Raw genomic sequence first — 16,993 nt, forward strand, 5'->3', positions numbered from 1 at the left:
GCCCCTTTAATGTTACTCTAAAATAAGAATGCCAACATTAGCCAACTCTTGACAGAGCAGAACTTTCGACTCTAGGTTTAGGTCGCCAGAGAGCTGGCTTGGAGTAAAGCAAACTAATCCCCTTGAGCAAATATAATCTATTTCACCCTGGCAATAATCAGGAAGAGAGACATTCGAAGGCCTTGAAACAAGCGGCTTTCCTGGGCTGATTGTCGAACTAAAATAAATTGATATAGAACCATCACCAGTTCTAGCTTGTATATCAACACCTTGCCTTAGCCGTAGCTTTGTTGACTCAGTAATCGCATGTGATGCAGCAAGAGTTTCCAAGCGTCTATCGCAGGTCTCATGTTTGGTTGCGCTATATGCGATATCAAAGTCAGCTTTAATTACATCAAAAGGTACTTTCTTTAATCGATCTAAAAGTAGCTTTGCATTTTTATCAAGAAGATCTCGTTCAGTGAATGGATATATATTCTGTCTGAGTTCAACTATGTGCTCAGACATTAGCCGTAGGTATCCTTCCAGTACTTCAAATATTTTTATTGGTTGCAAACCTATAGCCATATGTAATGAGTGGCTATCTAAGCATCGTGCAGAATGTGGCGCTCCTGCTGGAATATATAATATATCTCCAGGTTCGAGAATGACCTCAATGGACGGAGCCCCAAGATCGACATCTTTAAAGTTCTGTTGGAGTGGAAGGGTTGGATTATCGATCACCTTGTCCCAAACATGCCAAACTTTACGTCCTTCTAGTTGGACAACAAAAACCTCTGTTGTATCAAAATGCGTATCAAGGCCTGGGAAGTTTGCGCCAGTAAGGAATGGCTTTGCGAAAACATATCCACCAAAAATGCCCTCAAGGCTTTTGCAGATCTTAGCGATTTCACTGTGACGATTATCAAGATCTTCTAGCTTAAGTGTTGCACCAGATTTGAACGCTTCAAGTACGAACTCTCGTTGTGTTGTTGCTTGACCATGATAGGTCGGTATCGTTATTGCCCCCCCATCCTTAGTTATTCTAACTAAGTTATGAAGCATGCCCTCTCCAGCAATCAAATAGCGATCAAAGTCAGCCAGGGTGAACATGTTGATGAGACTGCTCTCTGCTCTTTGGAAGAGCGGTTTTTTTTCGAAGTAAGTATTAAAAAAACTTTCTTGGTCAATAGACCCTATTATATTTTGCAACATTCTATAATCCCCTATTAAAAAAGGATGGTGTATACACACCATCCTTTTTCATACGTTCATATTCAGAACAGTACGTGCTGAACATGTTTCAGTGCAGCCGCAGAAACGAATTTAATATCCTTTTTATTCAGAGTCATTTTTTATTTCCTTATGAAGGTTGATGAACACCAGGAGCGAAGGCTCCAAACGGCGACTTCAATTTAATGGCCGAGAAGTTAGATGTAAACACCCGTTAGCAACAAGATGCACAAGTGTTTATTATTTGTAACAAATGATAATCCGTAGGATGTTGAGTCGAGTAGTGATATTGACTGAGAAAAATGCATATTTGATATAGAAAATTCAAATTCTTTACCAAAATTAAGGCCAAAATATTTTTTGACCCTAAGTGATTATTTATATGGGTAACAAAAATCAATTGACATCTATATGTGAAATGTGACTTTGGCTATTAATTAGATTAATAGACTTCTTTTACACATCTTGTGATAACTCAGTGGTTTTTAATCTGGTAAATGAGCTTGGTTGTAGTTGTTTGGAAATAAATCAAACATACAAGCTATGTTATGCTCAGTCTCCTGCTCTACATGTAACCTCTGCATTGGTAAGCAATGGCACAGAAAGCTGTTGCTCGTAGCCTATGATGAACGTGGTGATATCAGACCGACTTCAACTCAGACAAGAATAGAGTCAAGGGCGCTCAAAGACATGTTCTTTTGAGAGTAGTAGGTCAGGAGTGAAACGCTAGAGCGACCCGTCATCACATAATGTGACCGTATCTGTGTGCGCAAACAACTAGCCTACCGCGTCAACTCTTACAACCGACGGACAGCACTGTACGGTTGTGCAGATCTAGTTACCTCTGAATCAGCCTCAATCCAGAGTCTTTTTCACGCTACTTACGTGCGCCCTTCCTTTGGTATCAATTTCAGAGCCTCTTCAACATGTTGTAGGGGCTGCCCCCTCCCTGATGGTCAGCCAGCTCCTACGCATCCGTAAAGCGCCATAAGTTTGCCTAGTGTGGGTGTAATCGAGGACTCCTCTTGCAACCAAGCAATCCGTCTGGATTTGGCTCCATCGGTCTGATAGTTGCGGCGGATTTCGTAGAACTGCTGACGGCTATAGCCAATGAGCTTGCATGCTTGGCTGACGCAATTGAGATCCTTGGCGGGCTCTAAATAGCTGTTCCGAATAGTAGATCACCGGAGGAAGGGAACTCAGTCCAGTTTGTGCGATCTGATTAGTCGCTAAACAAAACAAGCCACACCCAAAGGACTGAGTTGATGCCTATCCTACCACCTCTGCCACGACCACAACGGCGCCGCATTCACAAAATCATCCATGCCACCCGTGATAAAGGACATGCTCGTCGCTTGATGGCCATCTTGCTGTTACATGAAGGACGCACGATCACCGATGTTCATCACCTTACCGGCGCTGCGCGCTCGACCATCGGTCGTTGGCTTCGGTGGTATCGAGATGAAGGCATAGATGCGCTAGAAGCCTTACCGGCTGGCCGTGCCCCAGTCTTACCTATCGCCAAGATTGTCACCCTACTGGTGCTGCTCATGCAGTTTTCTCCGCAAGATTTTGGTTATCAGCGCAGCCGTTGGTGTACTGAACTATTGGCTATAAAAATCAATCGGTTAACAGGGCTCAATGTGGCAGCCTCCACGCTCCGCCGATGGTTACCTCGTATGGGCATTGTCTGGCGCAGGCCCGTGCCGACCTTGCGGATAAAAGACCCAGCCTATCAGGAAAAAATGGCGAATATCGACGCCGCGCTGGCCCGCTGTGATGCCGATAATCCGGTGTTTTATGAGGATGAAGTCGATATAGACCTCAATCCCAAATTAGGAGCCGACTGGATGTTCAGAGCGCAGCAAAAGCGGGTTGTCACACCGGGGCAGAATGCCAAGCATTATCTGGCAGGCGTTCTCCACGCAGGCAACGGAAGGGTACTTTACGTCAGCGGGATCAAGAAAAACTCATCGCTGTTTATTGCCATGCTGGAAAAGCTGCGCCACCACTACCGACGAGCCAAAACCATCACGTTGATCCTCGATAACTACATCATTCACAAAAGCAAACAGACCGAGCGATGGTTGAAGAAGAATCCCAAGTTCTGCCTGGTGTTCCAGCCAGTTTACAGCCCTTGGGTTAATCACATAGAACGGCTATGGCACAAGTTACATGAAACCATCACGCGCAATCATCAATGCAGAGGGATGGCAAACCTGCTGGCCCGAGTGAAACACTTCATGGATACCGTGTCTCCTTTCCCGGGGAATGGCTATGGCACAGCGAAGGTGTAGCACTATTGGGATCAGTTATTTAGCAGACGCGCCACTCACTTTTGTGGGCAACTGTCAGGTGAATACCATCTCCATACACATTGACAACAATCGACAGATAGACTCGAATGGGCTTAATTGGGCTTTTTCAGATTTTTTTCATTTTCTGCGAACCGCTTTGCTCACCCAGCCCCTCTTATCAAGCAAGAGAGTGATTCAACACTCTTGCCATCGAAGGAGACTGACATGTTCTATGTAAAGAATGTCCCAAACTGGGAGCGAGTGTTACGCATCATCCTGGGCATCATGGCGCTTGTGTTTGCAGTGATGAGCTGGGGGAAATCTGACCTTGCTGTTGCAGCAGGAGTAATGAGTGGCATCCTTTCCATGACTGGCCTGATGGGGTTCTGCCCGATGTGCGCCATGGTTGGCCGTAAACTCGACAAAAGGAACTGAGTCATGACACATGGCATGATGGAAAAAGAGAACCTCATTCTGTCTGCTCAGACAGGAGATCATGCGGCTATCTCCCGCTTGCTGGCAGTATGCCATGCAGATGCACGGCGCTACGCACGCAAACACTGTCATGCCAGTGATGTTGATGATGCTGTTCAAGAGTCCCTGATGGTGATCTCCCGCAAAGTCAGTGGGCTCAAATCAGTGGCTGCTTTCTCTTCCTGGTTATTCACGGTCATTAAACGTGAATGTCATCGACTTGAGCGCATGATGTTTAAGCAAGACCCGCTAGAAGATGATGTGGCAGAACAACAACTGGCAAATCGTAGTGATGAATCGCTACGCATCGACCTGGCTAATGCGCTGGAGTCTCTGCCCGCACATTACTTGGAGGTCGTGTTGCTGCGAGATTTTGAAGAGCTCACGATTGCAGAAATAGCTGAGCGGCTCGGTGAGCAGCCAGGTGCAATAAAAAGCCGACTGCACAGGGCACGTGAACTCGTCAGAGAATATCTCATCAGTTAATGACCACCATGTCATGGAGAATATAATGAGCCAACACTTCACCACACAAACGTTGGAACCAGTTTCGTCAGAGAATGCTGATGTAGAGCAGAAGAAAATGCTCGATGCAGCACATGCTGCGCTTGGCTTCGTTCCAAACATGTACGCAAATATGGTTAATGTGCCAGGTGTGCTATCAACATATTTGCATGGCTACGCCGAGTTTCGCCAACGTTCAGGTTTCACACCTGTTGAACAGGAAGTTATTTTCCTGGCTATCAGTCAGCATAACGGCTGCCGCTACTGTACTGCCGCACATAGCATGTTGGCAGATAAAGTCTCTGGCGTTCCAAGCCCTGTATTAGCTGCGATACGGACTAATCAACCACTTCCAGACCCTAAATTGCAGGCTCTCTATGCTTTCACACAGGAGCTGGTTTCGACAAATGGTAAACCTAGCCAAGAAATTGGGGATGCCTTCCTCGCCGCTGGATATAGCGACATTCTTGTGTTGCAGATTGTGTTAGCGGCAGCGGTAAAAACCTTGTCGAATTACACGAATCATCTTTGCAAGACCGAACTGGACGATAAGTTTGCTGGTTACAAGATTTAATTATTAGTAATTCCGGACAGCAAAGCCTGAAAGAATAATCTGACATGCTGTTGCTGACTGGTTTATCAACCCACGAAAAGGAAATTCCGATGAAAAAGACAATCACTTCTGCCTCCCTTGCCATCGCTTTTGGCACCGCCCTGGTTATGGCTGCCGCACCTGTCAGTGCTGCCGAAGACAGCAAGATGGCAAACATGGAGAAATGCTACGGTGTTGCTCTCAAAGGAAAGAATGACTGTAAAGCAGGCGCTGGCACTTCCTGCGCGGGCACCTCTGTACGTGATCATCAAGGCAATGCCTGGTCAATGGTTCCCAAAGGAACCTGCGAGCAAACCGAGTCCAGCACCTCACCGACTGGGTTTGGTCAGCTGAAAGAGTTCAAGGAAAAGAACGCCTAATAGGATGCAAACCATGACACTGCCTGCCCTACCGAGGGCGGGCGGTGTCGGGTTGAAGCCGGAACATTTCCGGACGATCCTCGACACCCGCCCAGCTATCGGTTTTTTTGAGATCCACGCCGAAAATTACATGGTGGCGGGGGGCCCATTCCATCATTACCTCGAACGCATTCGAGCTGACTACCCCCTGTCCATACATGGGGTCGGACTATCAATAGGTGGTGAAGGGCCACTGGATGAATCCCACCTGGATAGGCTCGCCACACTCCTTTCTCGATATCAACCAGAGTCATTTTCTGAACATCTGGCCTGGTCAAGTCATCAAAGTACGTTTCTCAATGACCTGTTACCAGCACCCTATAACCCACAAACCTTAGATCGCGTTTGCGAACACGTGAACCGAGTTCAGGAGCGGCTCGGTCGCCGGATGTTGCTTGAGAACCCTGCGACTTATGTTGAATTTGTCGCCTCAACGATGTCGGAAGCGGACTTCATGAGTGAGGTTATTACTCGAACCGGTTGCGGGCTACTCCTCGATGTGAACAACGCCTATGTCTCTTGCGTGAATCATGGACGTGATGTGATGGCCTACATACGTGACTTGCCACTCTCAGCTGTCGGCGAAATACATTTGGCAGGCCATGCCGAAGAGCTTGATGCTGCTGGAGCCCCCCTGTTGATTGATAGTCATGGTGCTCCTGTCGCCAATGCAGTCTGGGATCTCTACAGCACCGTCATCGCTCTTATAGGGTCTCAACCCACCCTTATTGAGCGAGACAACGACATTCCAGCTTTTGCGGTGCTTGCAGCCGAGGCTCGACAAGCTGAGTTGTTGATGGCAAGAAACAAGGAGATGGGCCTATGAGCAACCAAGCCGAATGGATGGCCGCTCTCTTGACGCCAACATCCGCCCCCCCCTCAGGGTTAAGTACCTGGAACGGGTCAGACCCAACCAAGCGGTTTGATGTATATCGCAACAACGTGACCGTCTCACTGATTGATGCGTTGGCAGACAGTTATCCTGTTGTACAAGCCCTTGTGGGTGAGGCATTTTTCAGAGCAATGGCTGCCGAGTTCATGCGCCATTATCCCCCCTCGTCTCCGGTACTTGTCTGGTATGGTGAAGAATATCCAGATTTCATCGCAAATTTTCCACCTGTAGCAGGCTTGCCATATCTTGCTGATGTAGCACGTCTTGAGTGGTTGCGAATAGAGTCGTGGCATGCGGCTGACGCAAAACCTTTATCCCAAGAAGCGCTAATATCACTGTTGTCAGATGAGGCCATGCTTGCGCGTATTTGCTTTACTCTGGATCCGGCACTGCGAGTCCTGCATTCGACTTATCCAGTGGTATCAATTTGGTCGGTGCATCAGGGCCAGGAGCCCGCAGAAGGCATGAGGAGGGTGGATCTCACCTGTAGCCAGAGTGCATTGTTAGTGCGCCCTCAGTTGGGGGTTGAGATCATGCACATAGAACACAATGCTGCCATGTTCATAGAGCGTTTAAGCAGCGGTGCTTCTTTTGCAGACGCAGTGATGGCATCAGGCCCATTTGATCTTTCAGAAACCCTTAGCTTGCTAATACGCAGCCATGCGTTAATTGCAGCATCACCGATGGAGCACTCCCTATGATCCTCCGACTCACAGCGTTGACCCATTCGGTTGTTCAGTTACTCTCACGTATACCCGATGCGTGGATTGCACTGCTGGCTCGTTTTTCTATTGCCGCTATTTTCTGGAAATCAGGCCAAACAAAAATTCAGGGGTTTTCTTTGGATATAGTTTCTGGAGAATTCCATTTTGGTTGGCCCCAGCTCTCTTCATCAGTAATCGATCTGTTTCGTTATGAATATCAGCTGCCACTTATCCCTCCAGAATTAGGCGCTATTATGGCAGCCACTGCCGAGCATCTCTTTCCTGCCCTAATACTGATTGGGCTCGCCACTCGATTTTCTGCACTAGCATTGTTAGGAATGACCATCGTTATTCAGTTCCTTGTTTATCCTGATGCCTATCCAACGCATGGCGTATGGGCGGCAGCTCTGCTGTTTCTCGTTGCGCGTGGGCCAGGGCCAGTAGCCCTTGATCACTTGATCTCCAAACGCTTTGTAGCGAGGTGATGCATGCGCATCCGCTCTCGTCTCACCTTTAGCTATGTAGTGCTGCTTGTCTTTTTAGCGGCTATTGCAGCAGTCGCTGCATCACGCTTGACCATGCTTGCAGGGACGACCCGAACGTTGGTTGAAGAGGACTCTCGCCGCACAGCGCTGGCAAATGCCATCAATATTCATGCAGAGAGCGCAGCAGGAAGACTGCTGTTGCTCTTTATCCTGGAGGCCCGAGATCAACGTGTCGAAATGTACAAGGAGATAGACCGTCACAATGCCGATATCAACGATGCATTGACAGAGCTTAAGCCCTTGATGACATCAGAAGAAGCGCAGGTCGAACTGGATAACCTGCTGGTATTGCGCAACCAGTTCGATAAGCACTTCACGGCGACAGTTGAAGCGCTGGAAATGGGAGCCCGCGAAGACGCAGTACAGCTTATGAGTGGGCCGACCCATACAGCCTTGAAGGCATTGCTGAATGCGACCACCGTGATGGCACAAGGTCAACAAGAGGCGATGAATATCCGACAAACCGAGGCGCTTGGTGTTGTTCACTCATCTGTTTTGTGGGTTCTGATACTCGGCCTTGGTGCATTTGGGGTTGGAACTATCATGGCATGGCATATCACGCGATCTATCGTGAGGCCCCTGAGCCACGCGGTGCAAAGTACCCGTCTTATTGCACAGGGCAATTTGGCTAAAGAAGTGATGTCTGCTGGGCAAGATGAGCTAGGTGAGTTGCTCTCTGGATTTGACCCCATAGGTCCAGACACTTTTTCCCGCTTAGGATTGTGATACCCGACTGCGCAGAAATTCCCGGGGTGAACGGTATCCCAAGGCGCTGTGCGGGTGGTGTTCGTTATAATGCTCAAACGCGATAGCCAAATTGCCTACCGCTGTTCGGCTATCCGGTTTTGGCATCATCTCGATATAGTCTCGCTTCATCGTCTTCACGAAGCTCTCCGCCATACCGTTGCTCTGTGGGCTTCTCACCGCAGTAGTTCTGGGCTCCAACCCGATTTCTCGTGCAAACGCGCGGGTCTCATGGGCTCGATACGCCGAGCCATTATCAGTCAGCCACTCCACCGGTGATGCCGGCAACGAATCCCCAAAGCGACGTTCGACAGACCTCAGCATGACATCTTGCACAGTGTCACTGTCGTAACCCCCAGTACTGGCCGCCCAGTCCAACGCTTCCCTATCGCAGCAATCCATGGCGAACGTGACACGTAGTTTTTCACCGTTATCACAGCGAAACTCGAAGCCATCTGAGCACCACCGTCGATTGCTCTCCTTGACGGCAACACGCCCCTTATGTGCCTGCTGGGCCAATGGTGCTGCTGGTTTTCTTTCCAGCAGCAAGCCATGCTCGCGCATTACGCGATATACCCGCTTAGCGTTTACCACAGGTTGTTCTGTTGCCTCAGACTGGCGCCGTAACAGCGCCCAGACCCGGCGATAGCCATAGGAGGGAAGCTCTGCCATCGCCTCCATGATACGGCCAAGTAAGGCTGCATCATCACGCTGGCGATGATGACGACCATCTTGCCAACCCGGTTTTCGATGAACACGAACGGATAGCTGCGCACGCGATACATTAAGAGCCTGGCTCACAGCACTTAATCGTCGTCCCCCGGCAACAAGGGCGCATGCGCAATCCATTTTTTTGCTCGACCATACTCCACGGCTTCTTTGAGGATCTCGTTCTCCATGGTCTTCTTCCCGAGCAGACGTTGTAGCTCTCGGATCTGCTTGATGGCAGCAGCCAACTCGGAAGCAGGAACAACATCCTCACCGGCGGTGATCGCCGTGAGAGACCCTTCTTGGAATTGCTTACGCCATTTGAAAAGCTGGTTTGCGTTGACGTCGTGCAAGCGAGCAACATGAGAGACGGTCATCCCGGGCTCAAAGGTCTGCTGCACGATGGCGATCTTTTCTTGTGGAGTCCGGCGTCGACGGCGCTCGGCCCCTGTTAACACTTCGACCATCTTCTCGTTGTGACTAGTACTGAACATAGCTCCAAGACTACCTCTTAAGTTAAGAGGGGCGAAGTGTCTGGATCTTCAAGGGGCCAATCTACTCTCTAGCATGTCACATATGCGTCAGCGTTTGCATGACGTGATCCGAGCTATCAACATCAATGCGAATAATGTCAGTGATGCAGCCAGTGCGCTTGAGGAAGCATCTGTTCGAGTGAACACCGGTTCCACGGAGCAAAGTGCGTTGGCCCATGCCATTGAGACCTCTGTGACCGCTTTTTCAGATGGAATCACCTCTCTGGCTAGCAATGTTCAAACTACCCGTGAAGAAGCCTCCAAGGCACACGATATGGCGCAACAAGGTGTGCGTGAGATCATCAATGTTGCTGACGAGATTGTGCAAATTGCGCAGGCCGTGGAAAAGTCCGCACACACTGTTGCCAAGTTGGAGCAAAGTGCGTTGGTGGTAACCAATATGGTCGGTGTGATCCGAGAGATTGCTGACCAGACCAATCTACTTGCCCTGAATGCGTCTATAGAAGCGGCTCGTGCGGGTGAGAGTGGACGAGGATTTGCGGTCGTAGCAGAAGAAGTGCGGACTCTGGCAACCAGGACAGCTGATGCGACCGGACAAATTGACAATGTGATTGCCACCATCAACCAGCAAACTCAGCAAGCCACTCACGAAATCAAAAATGGACAACAGGGCATGGCGCGGGGCACAACGTTAATCCGTGGCCTTATAGCCCCACTGGAGGCCCTACAAGAAGGTGCTCAACATTCGTTAGATAGTCTGGATAGTTTGAGTGCTGTCGTGAGCGAACAAGTGAGAGAAAGCCAGTCCATCGCTACTCATGTCGATGCTATCGTTCAAAAGGCAAACGCCAATCAGATCGCCGCTGCGGATGTTGCTGAAATAACGCAGGTACTGGGCGAGACCTCCAATAATTTACTGGATTCGGTTTCAAGCTTCCACACATGATCAAGCGGGATGGCTACAGATGGCGAATAATCCTTTTTCGGTGTTAGCTGACAAGAGCTCAATTCGAACACGCCTTCTCATGGCCTTTTCCTTATTGTTGTTACTGCTGCTTGCCGTCTCGTCCGTTGCGCTGCATCGCTTTAATACGCTAACTGATGGGCTAGATGAGTTTGTAGAGCAGCAAGCACGAGTTGGGTTTCTTGCCCAACGGGCTAACCAATACTCTCAAAACGCAGCACTCCATTTACTACTTCTTTTGCAAACCGATGAACGCAACAAGCGTGTGCCCCTTTATACCGCGATGAATGCAGCGTTAGCTGCATCTGATGCCGCTATTGGAGGATTGGAGCGAGCCGCATCAATGGGGGTCGATGTGGGTGATATTGATCGACTTGTTGACCTCCGACAGCGCTATGGAGACTCGTTTCAACAAACCGTGGAGCGAATCGAAATTGATGGCTTGTCCTCCGCCCGCCAACACTATGAAGAACAAACTGATGTACTTCTTAAAGCATTGCTGGTTCAGACACTACGTATTGCAGAGCATCAGCAAGAACTGATGCAAAGTGGGGTTATCGCACTCAAAGACGATGCAAACCGAGCGCGTATAACCGTTATTATTCTTGCATTCAGTGCGCTCGTCACTGGAAGTGTCTTGGCGCTGTTGATTGCCAGAAGCATTGCCAAACCTGTACACAAAGCCGTGATGGTTGCTGAGGCTTATAGCTGGAGGGGATTACCAGTGCAAGGTGCCTTTAGGCCAGGGCGTTGAAACGAAAGCACTCATGCGGGCTCTTGATACCATGCGCCGTAGTATCTCGACCCGTGAGCAGCATATTTTGCGGCTAGCTTATGCGGATCCACTGACTGAACTCCCAAACCGTACCTGTTTTATGGAGGCGCTGACAGAGGCGGCTTTACAAGGTAGTGGCGCTTTGGTGCTCATCGATATTGATAGATTTGCCCAAATTAATAATGCTCTGGGTCATCAGGTCGGCGACAGACTCCTCCAGGAGATGGCTCACCGTTTACTCGCCATGGTCGCAGGCAAGCACTTGGTGGCGCGTTTGGGAGGCGATGAGTTTGCGCTACTTATCAAAGAAGTCGATTACTTCAATATCCTTGATAATGCCCAAGAGTTACTGGGGCAACTCCGTAAGCCTATTGAACTGGATGGTCAACGGCTGGACGTTGAGGCCAGTCTGGGGATCACGATATTTCCAGAAGATGGTAATAACAGCACCTTGCTAATGCGGCGAGCGGGTATGGCAATGCGTCATGCTAAACGCCGCCGTGACGGTTTCGCCTTTGCGTCCAAGATTGCAGATGAATCCCCCCATGAGCAATTAGCCTTGATTGGTGAAATGCGAGATGCCTTAATCAACGAGGAGTTTGTCGCCTTTTTTCAACCCAAACTGGAGCTTGCGAGTGGTCTCATCAAGGGGGCAGAGGCATTATTGCGATGGCAACATCCAACCAGAGGGTTGGTGCCACCTGGACGCTTTATTCCGTTTGCCGAGCAAACGGGATTTATCCGTGAGATCACGCCATGGTTATTAGCGCATGTGATTTGTCAAGCGGCTTCCTGGCACCGCGAGGGACACGATATCGTCACGTCAGTCAACTTGTCTACGCTCGACTTGACATCCCCAGACCTAGTACCAAAGGTCATGAAGTCACTGCAAGAGAATACCTTACCTGCTCAGCTGCTTTGTCTGGAAGTCACTGAGAGCGCACTCATGGATGATCCTGATATTGCGTTACTGCATTTGAAAGAGCTTGCCAGATTGGGGATAAAGCTATCCATTGACGATTATGGTTCAGGGCAAGCCTCTCTCGCTTATGTGAAGAATTTACCTGTGCATGAATTGAAGATTGACCGCATTTTCGTGAGCGGTGTTGACCAGCATTTTAGAAATGCAGCGATTGTCCGCTCCACCATTTTGTTGTGTCAGGAACTGGGATTGTCTGTTGTCGCAGAGGGGGCCGAAACCCAGGAAGAACTTGCATGGCTGAGGGCTAATCATTGCGACATCGTGCAGGGCTATGTTGTCGCCAAGCCAATGCCCGCAGAGGAATTTGCTGGTTGGGTTACGTCCCATAACACCAACACTCATAATGGGGAGGATAGTTCCATCCCCCCCACAGCAGAATTGTCACCTGAGCAACATTAAAGAAGCATTAGTCTTTTTCAAAATACCAGTTGTCGTGCTGCCCACAATGAACTGCCTGATCCGCGAGTGACCGTAAGCCCCCATCACGATAAGGTTGCACCCCATGTCGGCGGCATGCTGGCAAACCACTGACACCACCTCTCCTTGCAGCAGCATTGTTTCAACCCTGATGCCTGCACTTTTCAACACCTGCTTGGCTTGTGCCAGCTGGTGTTCGTGCTCGCCACTCGGTTCGCCGACCATCACCAGATCACACGCCAGTCCCTTGAGCAACGGACTGCTTGCAATCAACTCCAGCACCTTCTTGGCAGTCGGGCTTGCGTCATAGGCAAACAGGAAGCGGCTTGGGGCCTGAAAGCCTGGCTGCACCACCATGATGGGATTAGCCAGGGTACGGATGACGTTCTCGATATTACTGCCAATCAGATCGTGGGCATGGGTCGTGCCCTGCTTGCCCATGATCAACATCCGCATACCGGATGCGAGCTCCTGGGTCGTCTCTACCAGCTGGCCGTGGCGTTGCACTGTCTCGACCTCTGTCATACCCAAGTCAGCAAGATACTCCTTGCCGCTGTTGAGCAGCATCCGTCCCTGCTCATGGGCGAGGCGGCTGCGTTGATGATCCAGCTCGGCGAGCTCCTGGAGAAGAAGCTCGCGGCTGCCAAGACCAATATTGCCGGAGAGATCGCTGTGTCCTTCAAACTCATTCTTTTCCAATACGTGCAGTAGGGTGACAGGTAACCCAGTGTTGGCTGCGGCCCATGCCGCAGCATCACACACAGCTGTCATGGCAGGTGAACCATCGATACAGGCAAAAATGTTTGTCATGGTAAATTCCTTCTTGTGATCAGTGTCCAGCCAGCAGCTTTTCAACTTCTTCCGGTTTATCGTGAACGCCAAAGCGGTCAACGATAGTGGTACTCGCCTCGTTCAAGCCAATCAGCTCAACGTCTGTGCCCTCACGACGGAACTTGATGACCACCTTGTCCAGTGCGGTGACAGCGGTGATATCCCAGAAGTGGGCATGGGTAAGGTCGATCACCACTTTCTCTACCACCTCCTTGAAGTCGAATCCGGCAAAGAACTGTTCGGCACTGGCGAAGAACACCTGGCCCCGAACCAGATAGGTACGCACCTCACCTTTGCGCTCGCTGTCGCTCTTGACCAGCATGAAACGGGCAACCTTGTTGGCAAAGAACAAGGAGGCGAGCAGTACCCCGACAAATACCCCAAGTGCCAGGTTATGGGTAGCAACGACCACAGCCACTGTTGCCACCATCACGATATTGGTGGAGAGCGGGTGCTTTTTGAGGTTACGCAGTGAATCCCATGAAAACGTTCCGATAGAAACCATGATCATCACGGCCACCAATGCGGCCATGGGGATTTGGCGGATCCACTCATCCATGAAGACAACCATCAGAATGAGTAATGTGCCTGCGACAAAGGTAGAGAGGCGGCCACGACCACCGGATTTGATGTTGATGATGGACTGACCAATCATGGCGCAGCCCGCCATGCCACCCATCAGGCCCGCGCCGATATTCGCGATCCCCTGGCCCTTGCACTCGCGATTGCGGTCGCTTTGGGTATCCGTCAGGTCATCGACAATGGCTGCCGTCATCATGGATTCGAGCAGACCAACCACGGCTAGGCCCGCAGAGTAAGGGAAGATAATCGCCAGCGTCTCCAGATTGAGCGGCACTTCGGGCCACAGGAAGATGGGCAGAGTATCGGGCAGCTCGCCCATATCGCCTACAGTACGGATATCGATGCCCATGGTGATGGCGACTGCCGTCAGGATCACGATGCAGAGCAGCGGAGAAGGCACTAGCTTGCCTACCACCGGAATAAGCGGGAACAGATAGATGATTCCAAGGCCCGCCGCCGTCATGGCGTAGACCTGCCAGGTGACGTTGGTAAGCTCTGGTAGCTGGGCCATAAAAATGAGGATCGCCAACGCATTGACGAAGCCGGTGACCACGGAACGGGAGACAAACCGCATCAGGCTGCCGAGCTTCAAGTAACCCGCCGCGATCTGGAGTACCCCTGTGAGCAGAGTTGCTGCCAGCAGATATTGCAGGCCATGCTCTTTGACCAGGGTCACCATCAGGAGCGCCATAGCGCCTGTGGCGGCCGAGATCATGCCTGGACGACCGCCGACAAAGGCTATGACCACGGCGATACAGAAGGAGGCATAGAGGCCGACTTTGGGGTCTACTCCAGCAATAATGGAGAAGGCGATGGCTTCTGGGATCAGCGCCAGGGCGACCACGATTCCGGCTAACAGGTCACCACGGATGTTGGAGAACCATTCTTGTCTTGCACGTTCTAGCATGGGGGGATTTTCTCGCTTGTTTAGGATCCATAGCACAACGCACCCATCGACTTGGGGGTCAGATGGAGTTCGGGCAGGATCAGATTGTTGTATTGGGATCTAATGGGTGTAAAAAAGCGCTCCGGTTGTGACAACCAGAGTCAGGCGGCAGGAGCCGCAGAGGGAGGGGTTAGGGCGGCGTTACAGTCACGCCAGTATGCGATTTGTTCATGGGCTGCGGATGATAGCAGAGAAGCGCTTGCACAGGTAGGGTTATCATGCTTTGCAAAAACGCCTTTTTAATTTTCCGCCCTACAGGGCGAATATAGCCACATTTTTATTATGCTTTAACTTCTATTTTCTATTTTCTGTTTATATGAATCTAATTTATTACTGAGTGATGGAGCATTGATGTCTTAAGCCAAGTTAAGGAACTTTAATTTATCAGTGCTCTTTAAATTTCATTTATTTAATAAAATAGCTTATAGGGGGTAGTAAAACTGGTTTCTCTTCGCTGCGCAGCAGCGGAATGTTGAAATGGAAAAAATTAATTTATAGCTCTCATAATTAGTAAATGGACAGTTTTCCGAATTTTTCAAGTGGGGTAAATGAAATAAATTTCAAAAAAAGATGAGATTGGTTGTTTTTGAAGCATTCTGTGGAGGTTCGCCTATCAGAACCCTCGATTTAGTTGCACACCCCATGCTGAATCCGCCCCACCAAATGGATAACTGCCTGAACCCCCATATCTGTAGTCAACAACCTAAATAGCTGTTCCGAATAGTAGATCACCGGAGGAAGGGAACTCAGTCCAGTTTGTGCGATCTGATTAGTCGCTAAACAAAACAAGCCACACCCAAAGGACTGAGTTGATGCCTATCCTACCACCTCTGCCACGACCACAACGGCGCCGCATTCACAAAATCATCCATGCCACCCGTGATAAAGGACATGCTCGTCGCTTGATGGCCATCTTGCTGTTACATGAAGGACGCACGATCACCGATGTTCATCACCTTACCGGCGCTGCGCGCTCGACCATCGGTCGTTGGCTTCGGTGGTATCGAGATGAAGGCATAGATGCGCTAGAAGCCTTACCGGCTGGCCGTGCCCCAGTCTTACCTATCGCCAAGATTGTCACCCTACTGGTGCTGCTCATGCAGTTTTCTCCGCAAGATTTTGGTTATCAGCGCAGCCGTTGGTGTACTGAACTATTGGCTATAAAAATCAATCGGTTAACAGGGCTCAATGTGGCAGCCTCCACGCTCCGCCGATGGTTACCTCGTATGGGCATTGTCTGGCGCAGGCCCGTGCCGACCTTGCGGATAAAAGACCCAGCCTATCAGGAAAAAATGGCGAATATCGACGCCGCGCTGGCCCGCTGTGATGCCGATAATCCGGTGTTTTATGAGGATGAAGTCGATATAGACCTCAATCCCAAATTAGGAGCCGACTGGATGTTCAGAGCGCAGCAAAAGCGGGTTGTCACACCGGGGCAGAATGCCAAGCATTATCTGGCAGGCGTTCTCCACGCAGGCAACGGAAGGGTACTTTACGTCAGCGGGATCAAGAAAAACTCATCGCTGTTTATTGCCATGCTGGAAAAGCTGCGCCACCACTACCGACGAGCCAAAACCATCACGTTGATCCTCGATAACTACATCATTCACAAAAGCAAACAGACCGAGCGATGGTTGAAGAAGAATCCCAAGTTCTGCCTGGTGTTCCAGCCAGTTTACAGCCCTTGGGTTAATCACATAGAACGGCTATGGCACAAGTTACATGAAACCATCACGCGCAATCATCAATGCAGAGGGATGGCAAACCTGCTGGCCCGAGTGAAACACTTCATGGATACCGTGTCTCCTTTCCCGGGGAATGGCTATGGCACAGCGAAGGTGTAGCACTATTGGGATCAGTTATTTAGCTGGCGCTACGCCACCAAGACCCCAGGCTGGACGATGTAACCAT

The 16,993-nt window shown here is 50.1% G+C and carries 16 protein-coding genes and 1 pseudogene; 13 read left to right on the top strand and 4 right to left on the bottom strand.

Annotated elements, in window-relative coordinates:
* Nucleotides 1-12: 12 nt before the first annotated feature.
* A complete protein-coding gene (locus tag I6L36_RS18615) occupies nucleotides 13-1,194 on the bottom strand; it encodes a cupin domain-containing protein (RefSeq protein WP_162540683.1) in 1,182 nt (393 codons plus the stop codon).
* Between the two features lie 1,283 nt (nucleotides 1,195-2,477).
* Here I6L36_RS18615 and I6L36_RS18620 point away from each other — a divergent pair.
* From I6L36_RS18620 to I6L36_RS18660, 9 genes are all read left to right on the top strand, one after another.
* On the top strand, nucleotides 2,478-3,509 hold the full coding sequence (locus I6L36_RS18620; protein WP_001809438.1) for an IS630-like element ISAhy2 family transposase: 1,032 nt from the start codon (nucleotides 2,478-2,480) through the stop codon (nucleotides 3,507-3,509).
* A gap of 225 nt (nucleotides 3,510-3,734) precedes the next feature.
* Nucleotides 3,735-3,944: a DUF2892 domain-containing protein gene (locus tag I6L36_RS18625; RefSeq protein WP_109113103.1), complete on the top strand. Its 210-nt coding sequence runs from the start codon at nucleotides 3,735-3,737 to the stop codon at nucleotides 3,942-3,944.
* 3 nt (nucleotides 3,945-3,947) lie between these two features.
* Nucleotides 3,948-4,469, top strand: coding sequence for an RNA polymerase sigma factor (locus I6L36_RS18630; protein WP_109113104.1), 522 nt, complete (start codon nucleotides 3,948-3,950; stop codon nucleotides 4,467-4,469).
* 25 nt (nucleotides 4,470-4,494) lie between these two features.
* The gene (locus I6L36_RS18635) at nucleotides 4,495-5,061 is read left to right on the top strand and encodes a carboxymuconolactone decarboxylase family protein (RefSeq protein ID WP_109113105.1); all 567 of its coding nucleotides are present in this window, start codon (nucleotides 4,495-4,497) and stop codon (nucleotides 5,059-5,061) included.
* A gap of 44 nt (nucleotides 5,062-5,105) precedes the next feature.
* Nucleotides 5,106-5,459 (top strand): DUF2282 domain-containing protein, encoded by a 354-nt coding sequence (locus I6L36_RS18640; protein WP_254052439.1) that lies wholly within the window; start codon nucleotides 5,106-5,108, stop codon nucleotides 5,457-5,459.
* Between the two features lie 13 nt (nucleotides 5,460-5,472).
* Nucleotides 5,473-6,324 (top strand): DUF692 family multinuclear iron-containing protein, encoded by an 852-nt coding sequence (locus I6L36_RS18645; RefSeq protein ID WP_234823653.1) that lies wholly within the window; start codon nucleotides 5,473-5,475, stop codon nucleotides 6,322-6,324.
* Nucleotides 6,321-7,091, top strand: coding sequence for a DUF2063 domain-containing protein (locus I6L36_RS18650; protein ID WP_109113108.1), 771 nt, complete (start codon nucleotides 6,321-6,323; stop codon nucleotides 7,089-7,091). Before I6L36_RS18645 ends, I6L36_RS18650 begins: the two co-directional genes overlap by 4 nt.
* On the top strand, nucleotides 7,088-7,579 hold the full coding sequence (locus I6L36_RS18655; RefSeq protein ID WP_216986778.1) for a DoxX family protein: 492 nt from the start codon (nucleotides 7,088-7,090) through the stop codon (nucleotides 7,577-7,579). The genes I6L36_RS18650 and I6L36_RS18655 overlap by 4 nt, the downstream gene beginning before the upstream one ends.
* Before the next feature lie 3 nt (nucleotides 7,580-7,582).
* Complete coding sequence (locus tag I6L36_RS18660; RefSeq protein WP_216986779.1) at nucleotides 7,583-8,365, top strand: MCP four helix bundle domain-containing protein; 783 nt, start codon at nucleotides 7,583-7,585, stop codon at nucleotides 8,363-8,365.
* Here I6L36_RS18660 and I6L36_RS18665 read toward each other — a convergent pair.
* Nucleotides 8,360-9,558: pseudogene (locus I6L36_RS18665) on the bottom strand (IS3 family transposase); the annotation flags it as partial. The gene I6L36_RS18660 and the pseudogene I6L36_RS18665 sit on opposite strands and share 6 nt — an antisense overlap.
* Nucleotides 9,559-9,667: 109 nt before the next feature.
* Between I6L36_RS18665 and I6L36_RS18670 the strand changes: the two are divergent.
* From I6L36_RS18670 to I6L36_RS18680, 3 genes are read left to right on the top strand one after another with little or no spacing between them, the layout of a single operon-like run.
* Entirely contained in the window at nucleotides 9,668-10,531 is an 864-nt protein-coding gene (locus I6L36_RS18670) for a methyl-accepting chemotaxis protein (RefSeq protein ID WP_216822660.1), read from the top strand.
* Between the two features lie 19 nt (nucleotides 10,532-10,550).
* Nucleotides 10,551-11,303 carry an MCP four helix bundle domain-containing protein gene (locus I6L36_RS18675; protein ID WP_216986780.1) on the top strand — a complete coding sequence of 251 codons (753 nt, stop codon included), beginning with the start codon at nucleotides 10,551-10,553 and terminating at the stop codon, nucleotides 11,301-11,303.
* Nucleotides 11,304-11,334: 31 nt separating this feature from the next.
* On the top strand, nucleotides 11,335-12,705 hold the full coding sequence (locus I6L36_RS18680; protein WP_216822661.1) for a bifunctional diguanylate cyclase/phosphodiesterase: 1,371 nt from the start codon (nucleotides 11,335-11,337) through the stop codon (nucleotides 12,703-12,705).
* Here the strand turns inward: I6L36_RS18680 and I6L36_RS18685 are convergent.
* Nucleotides 12,688-13,533: a universal stress protein gene (locus I6L36_RS18685; protein ID WP_109112870.1), complete on the bottom strand. Its 846-nt coding sequence runs from the start codon at nucleotides 13,531-13,533 to the stop codon at nucleotides 12,688-12,690. The genes I6L36_RS18680 and I6L36_RS18685 overlap by 18 nt on opposite strands.
* Before the next feature lie 19 nt (nucleotides 13,534-13,552).
* Complete coding sequence (locus tag I6L36_RS18690; RefSeq protein ID WP_109112871.1) at nucleotides 13,553-15,043, bottom strand: SulP family inorganic anion transporter; 1,491 nt, start codon at nucleotides 15,041-15,043, stop codon at nucleotides 13,553-13,555.
* A gap of 851 nt (nucleotides 15,044-15,894) precedes the next feature.
* On the opposite strand from I6L36_RS18690, the gene I6L36_RS18695 reads away from it, so the two are divergent.
* Nucleotides 15,895-16,926 carry an IS630-like element ISAhy2 family transposase gene (locus I6L36_RS18695; RefSeq protein WP_001809438.1) on the top strand — a complete coding sequence of 344 codons (1,032 nt, stop codon included), beginning with the start codon at nucleotides 15,895-15,897 and terminating at the stop codon, nucleotides 16,924-16,926.
* The last annotated feature ends 67 nt before the right edge of the window (nucleotides 16,927-16,993 follow it).

Source organism: Aeromonas sp. FDAARGOS 1406, assembly GCF_019048565.1.
In the GTDB taxonomy this organism is placed as follows: domain Bacteria; phylum Pseudomonadota; class Gammaproteobacteria; order Enterobacterales; family Aeromonadaceae; genus Aeromonas; species Aeromonas caviae.

Excerpts from the sequence above, each read along its gene's own strand:
- I6L36_RS18625 (WP_109113103.1), top strand. The coding sequence starts at position 3,735 with ATGTTCTATGTAAAGAATGTCCCAAACTGGGAGCGAGTGTTACGCATC.
- I6L36_RS18635 (WP_109113105.1), top strand. The coding sequence starts at position 4,495 with ATGAGCCAACACTTCACCACACAAACGTTGGAACCAGTTTCGTCAGAG.
- I6L36_RS18640 (WP_254052439.1), top strand. The coding sequence starts at position 5,106 with ATGCTGTTGCTGACTGGTTTATCAACCCACGAAAAGGAAATTCCGATG.
- I6L36_RS18615 (WP_162540683.1), bottom strand. The coding sequence starts at position 1,194 with ATGTTGCAAAATATAATAGGGTCTATTGACCAAGAAAGTTTTTTTAAT.
- I6L36_RS18630 (WP_109113104.1), top strand. The coding sequence starts at position 3,948 with ATGACACATGGCATGATGGAAAAAGAGAACCTCATTCTGTCTGCTCAG.
- I6L36_RS18670 (WP_216822660.1), top strand. The coding sequence starts at position 9,668 with ATGCGTCAGCGTTTGCATGACGTGATCCGAGCTATCAACATCAATGCG.
- I6L36_RS18650 (WP_109113108.1), top strand. The coding sequence starts at position 6,321 with ATGAGCAACCAAGCCGAATGGATGGCCGCTCTCTTGACGCCAACATCC.
- I6L36_RS18620 (WP_001809438.1), top strand. The coding sequence starts at position 2,478 with ATGCCTATCCTACCACCTCTGCCACGACCACAACGGCGCCGCATTCAC.
- I6L36_RS18675 (WP_216986780.1), top strand. The coding sequence starts at position 10,551 with ATGGCGAATAATCCTTTTTCGGTGTTAGCTGACAAGAGCTCAATTCGA.
- I6L36_RS18645 (WP_234823653.1), top strand. The coding sequence starts at position 5,473 with ATGACACTGCCTGCCCTACCGAGGGCGGGCGGTGTCGGGTTGAAGCCG.
- I6L36_RS18660 (WP_216986779.1), top strand. The coding sequence starts at position 7,583 with ATGCGCATCCGCTCTCGTCTCACCTTTAGCTATGTAGTGCTGCTTGTC.
- I6L36_RS18690 (WP_109112871.1), bottom strand. The coding sequence starts at position 15,043 with ATGCTAGAACGTGCAAGACAAGAATGGTTCTCCAACATCCGTGGTGAC.
- I6L36_RS18685 (WP_109112870.1), bottom strand. The coding sequence starts at position 13,533 with ATGACAAACATTTTTGCCTGTATCGATGGTTCACCTGCCATGACAGCT.
- I6L36_RS18680 (WP_216822661.1), top strand. The coding sequence starts at position 11,335 with ATGCGCCGTAGTATCTCGACCCGTGAGCAGCATATTTTGCGGCTAGCT.
- I6L36_RS18695 (WP_001809438.1), top strand. The coding sequence starts at position 15,895 with ATGCCTATCCTACCACCTCTGCCACGACCACAACGGCGCCGCATTCAC.
- I6L36_RS18655 (WP_216986778.1), top strand. The coding sequence starts at position 7,088 with ATGATCCTCCGACTCACAGCGTTGACCCATTCGGTTGTTCAGTTACTC.